The 3,848-nt window shown below is 65.7% G+C and carries 3 protein-coding genes; 1 reads left to right on the top strand and 2 read right to left on the bottom strand.

All coding sequences use genetic code 11. The features are described 5' to 3' along the window. Window positions 1-171 precede the first annotated feature (171 nt). Together ACOJTD_RS09600 and ACOJTD_RS09595 are read right to left on the bottom strand one after the other, a co-directional pair. Window positions 172-1,671, bottom strand: a complete 1,500-nt coding sequence (locus tag ACOJTD_RS09600; protein WP_420132695.1) for a sigma-54-dependent transcriptional regulator — start codon at window positions 1,669-1,671, stop codon at window positions 172-174. 77 nt (window positions 1,672-1,748) lie between these two features. After that, complete coding sequence (locus ACOJTD_RS09595) at window positions 1,749-2,390, bottom strand: TerC family protein (protein WP_420132694.1); 642 nt, start codon at window positions 2,388-2,390, stop codon at window positions 1,749-1,751. A gap of 269 nt (window positions 2,391-2,659) precedes the next feature. Here ACOJTD_RS09595 and ACOJTD_RS09590 point away from each other — a divergent pair. After that, a partial coding sequence (locus ACOJTD_RS09590) for a M3 family oligoendopeptidase (RefSeq protein WP_420132693.1) occupies window positions 2,660-3,848 on the top strand: 1,189 nt, incomplete at its 3' end.

The following is a 3,848-nucleotide window of genomic DNA, read 5'->3' as shown; positions in this document are numbered from 1 at the left end:
CCAGCGCCGGTCAGGTAGATTCACGACAAACTGACCACGTACACCTTGGCGTACAGAACCTTGCCGCTCTGCACGCGGTTTTGCCACGGGTCGCCCGCTTTGTCTGTCACTACGCCGCAACGGTTCAAAATGTTCCGGCAGGAAACTTTGCCTCCGCCGCGCCACATTCTCTCAGGGCGTGTCTGCCGCCGCAGACGCCTGCGCCGCGCGAGCGGCTTCCATCTCGTCGAGCTTTCGGTACAGCGTCGAGCGGCCAATCTTCAGGCGCCGCGCAACTTCCGACATCTGGCCGCGATAATGCGAAATCGCGAAGCGGATGATCTCGCTTTCCAACTCATCGAGCGGTCTCACGTCGCTGCCGCTCAGCATCGGCAACTGGCCGTGCGTCGAGACCGGCGCGATCGGGACTTCGTTGGCTGCGACGAATTGCGCCGACGTGGGCGGATCGAGGATCAGCGGCTCGCCGTCGGCTTCGCCGGTCGGAACGGTGGACGGCGCGCTGGCGAGCGGGAAATCGTCGAGGCCGAGCTGATCGCTCTCGCTCATCACCACGGCGCGGTACACGGCGTTTTCGAGCTGGCGGATATTGCCGGGCCAGTCGAGCTGGGCGAGCCGTGCCATCGCCTCGCCGCTGATGCCGCCGATGCTGCGATTTTCCTCGGCGCAGAACCGCACCAGGAAGTGACGCAGCAGCGGTGCGATGTCCTCGCGCCGCGTGCGCAGCGGCGGCACCGTCAGCGGCAGTACGTGCAGGCGATAGAACAGGTCTTCGCGGAATTGCCCGGCCTTGACCCGGTCGAGCAACCGGCGATTGGTGGCCGAGATGATGCGGACATCGACCTTCTGCGGCTTGCGTCCGCCAACGGCTTCGACCGCGCCTTCCTGCAGCGCGCGCAGCAGCTTGACCTGTGCGGCCAGCGGCAACTCGCTGACTTCGTCGAGGAACAGCGTGCCGCCGGAGGCTTCGACGAACTTGCCGATGTGGCGGTCGGTGGCGCCGGTGAAAGCACCCTTCTCGTGGCCGAACAGGATCGACTCGACGAGATTGTCGGGGATCGCGCCGCAGTTCACCGCGACGAACGGCTTGGCGCGGCGGTCGCTTGAGCCGTGGATGGCGCGGGCGAACATCTCCTTGCCGACGCCGGACTCGCCTTCGATCAGCACCGGGATCGAGGAGCCGGCCGCTTTCTCGGCGGCGCGCAGCACCGTAGCCATCGAATCGCTGCGGGTGATGATGTCGGAGAATGTCAGCACGCCATCGCGGCTGTGCCGGATACGCTGCAGCTCGCCCTTCATGGCGCTGGCATTCAGCGCGTTGCGCAGGCTGACCTGCAGCCGCTCGATGCCGACCGGCTTGACGACGAAATCGTGGGCGCCGGCGCGCATCGCCGACACCACGTTGTCGATGCCGCCATGCGCGGTCTGCACGATCACCGGCACGTTGAGGCCGAGCTCGCGGATCTTGCCGAGCACGCCGAGGCCGTCGAGGCCGGGCATCACCAGGTCGAGCACCACGGCATCGATCGCGGCCGCATCCGGCGCAGTGAGCAGGGCGATCGCGGCATCGCCGCTGTCGACCAGAACGGCTTCGTAGCCGCACTTCTGCACCATGTTCTCGACGAGCCGGCGCTGCACCGGATCGTCGTCCGCAATCAAAACACGCTCAACCATCTACGCTCACAGACCCAAATGTGTCCGGGCTCAACTGTCCCGAATTGGTGCACCATGGGCGCGAAAGCGTTAATGCTTCATGAAAGTTTCAAAAATGGCGACGCGTGCGGCCAGACTTCCAGCGCGCCGCGATAGATCATGTCGCCGGCCACATACAGGATGATGGCGAGGCCCACATAGGCGATCCAGCGGTGCTTGTGCAGCAGCCGGGCGATGAAGCTGGCGGCGAGGCCCATCAGGGCGATCGACAAGGCGAGGCCGAACACCAGGATGATCGGATGTTCGCGCGCGGCGCCGGCGACGGCGAGCACGTTGTCGAGCGACATCGACACGTCGGCCAGCGTGATCTGCCACACCGCCTGGCCCAGCGTCTTGGTCGGCGCCGCGGCGGTGCCGGCCTCGATGTCCTCGTCGCTCGGATGCTCGGTGCGCAGCTCGCGCCACATCTTCCAGCACACCCACAGCAGCAAAACGCCGCCGGCCAGCAGCAGGCCGAGGATCTGCAGCAGCTGTACGGTAACGCTGGCGAAAGCGATACGCAGCACGGTGGCGGCGATGATGCCGATCAGGATCGCCTTGCCGCGCTGTTCTTTCGGTAGGCCGGCGGCGGCGAGGCCGATCACCACGGCGTTGTCGCCGGCGAGCACCAGGTCGATCATGATGACCTGGGCGAGCGCGGCAAGACCGTCGGGCGTAAAAATGGCGAGCAGTTCGTTCATCGGGGCCTCTCTGTGTGAACGTCCAGTCCGACATCACAGTTCAGGCGAACTGCCAGAGGGGCCCGGTCCAGGACGAATGGGTGTGGTGAGTCGTAGTGGTCGCGCGGGCTGCGTTCAAGCGCCGCAGGGCGCGCCGCCTTGTCGCAGGACGGTATCGCGTTCGCGGTTCTCAGGTTCGATGGAACCCGCCTTGAAAGAGCCGCTTGCGAAGGCCACGTCTTCGCGAGTAGCGTTTTGCAAAGCCATTGAAGCCGTTGACGAAAGTTTCCATGTCGAAATCAGCCACCCGCCGCGTCGCCAAGCCTGCCGCAAAATCCTCCGCCAAAACAGCAGCCAAGCCAGCGGCCAAGAGCGCCGCCAAGCCGGGCGCGACCAAGAAGGCGCTCAAGGGGGCCGCGAAGACCATCGGCAAGGCGGCTGTCCGCAAGCTCCCGGCCGGCAAGGCCGCCGCCAAGCCTTCAAGGGCGCCAGTAGCGCCGAAGGCGGCGAAGCTGCCGGAGTGGAATCTGGCCGATCTCTATCCGGCGATCGATGCGCCGGAAGTCGCCGTCGATCTCGACAAGCTCGACGCCGACTGCGCCTCGTTCGAGGCCGACTACAAGGGCAAGCTCGCCGAGGAGACCGCGAGGGACGGCGGCGGCGCCTGGCTCGCCGGCGCGGTGAAGCGCTACGAGGCGATCGAGGATCTCGCCGGCCGCCTCGGCTCTTACGCCGGGCTGGTGCATGCCGGCGACAGCGTCGATCCGGTGAAGTCGAAATTCTACGGCGACGTCTCCGAACGGCTGACCGCGGCCTCGATCCATCTGCTGTTCTTCACGCTCGAGCTCAACCGCGTCGACGATGCGGTGCTGGAGCAGGCGATGCAGACGCCGGAGCTCGGCTACTACCGGCCATGGATCGAGGATTTGCGCAAGGACAAGCCGTATCAGCTCGAGGACCGCGTCGAGCAACTGTTTCACGAGAAGTCGCAGACCGGTTACGGCGCCTTCAACCGGCTGTTCGACCAGACCATCTCGGCGCTGCGCTTCAAGGTCGGGGCCAAGGAGCTGGCAATCGAGCCGACGCTGAACATGCTGCAGGATCGCACACCCGCGACTCGCAAGACGGCGGCTGAAGCGTTGGCCAAGACCTTCAAGGCCAATGAGCGAACCTTCGCGCTGATCACCAACACGCTCGCCAAGGACAAGGACATTTCCGACCGCTGGCGCGGTTTCAAGGACATCGCCGACAGCCGCCACCTTGCCAACCGCGTCGAACGCGAGGTGGTCGATGCCCTCGTCGCCGCGGTGCGCGAGGCCTATCCGCGCCTGTCGCATCGCTACTATCGCCTGAAGGCGAAATGGTTCGGCCGCGAGGAGCTGGATTTCTGGGACCGCAATGCGCCGCTGCCGTTCGCCGCCACCGGCACGATCGCCTGGCCCGAGGCGCGCAACATGGTGCTGACCGCGTACAACGCGT

It is taken from the genome of Rhodopseudomonas sp. (assembly GCF_048594845.1).
Lineage (GTDB): Bacteria > Pseudomonadota > Alphaproteobacteria > Rhizobiales > Xanthobacteraceae > Rhodopseudomonas.
This window is presented reverse-complemented; position numbering and strand designations above follow the sequence as displayed.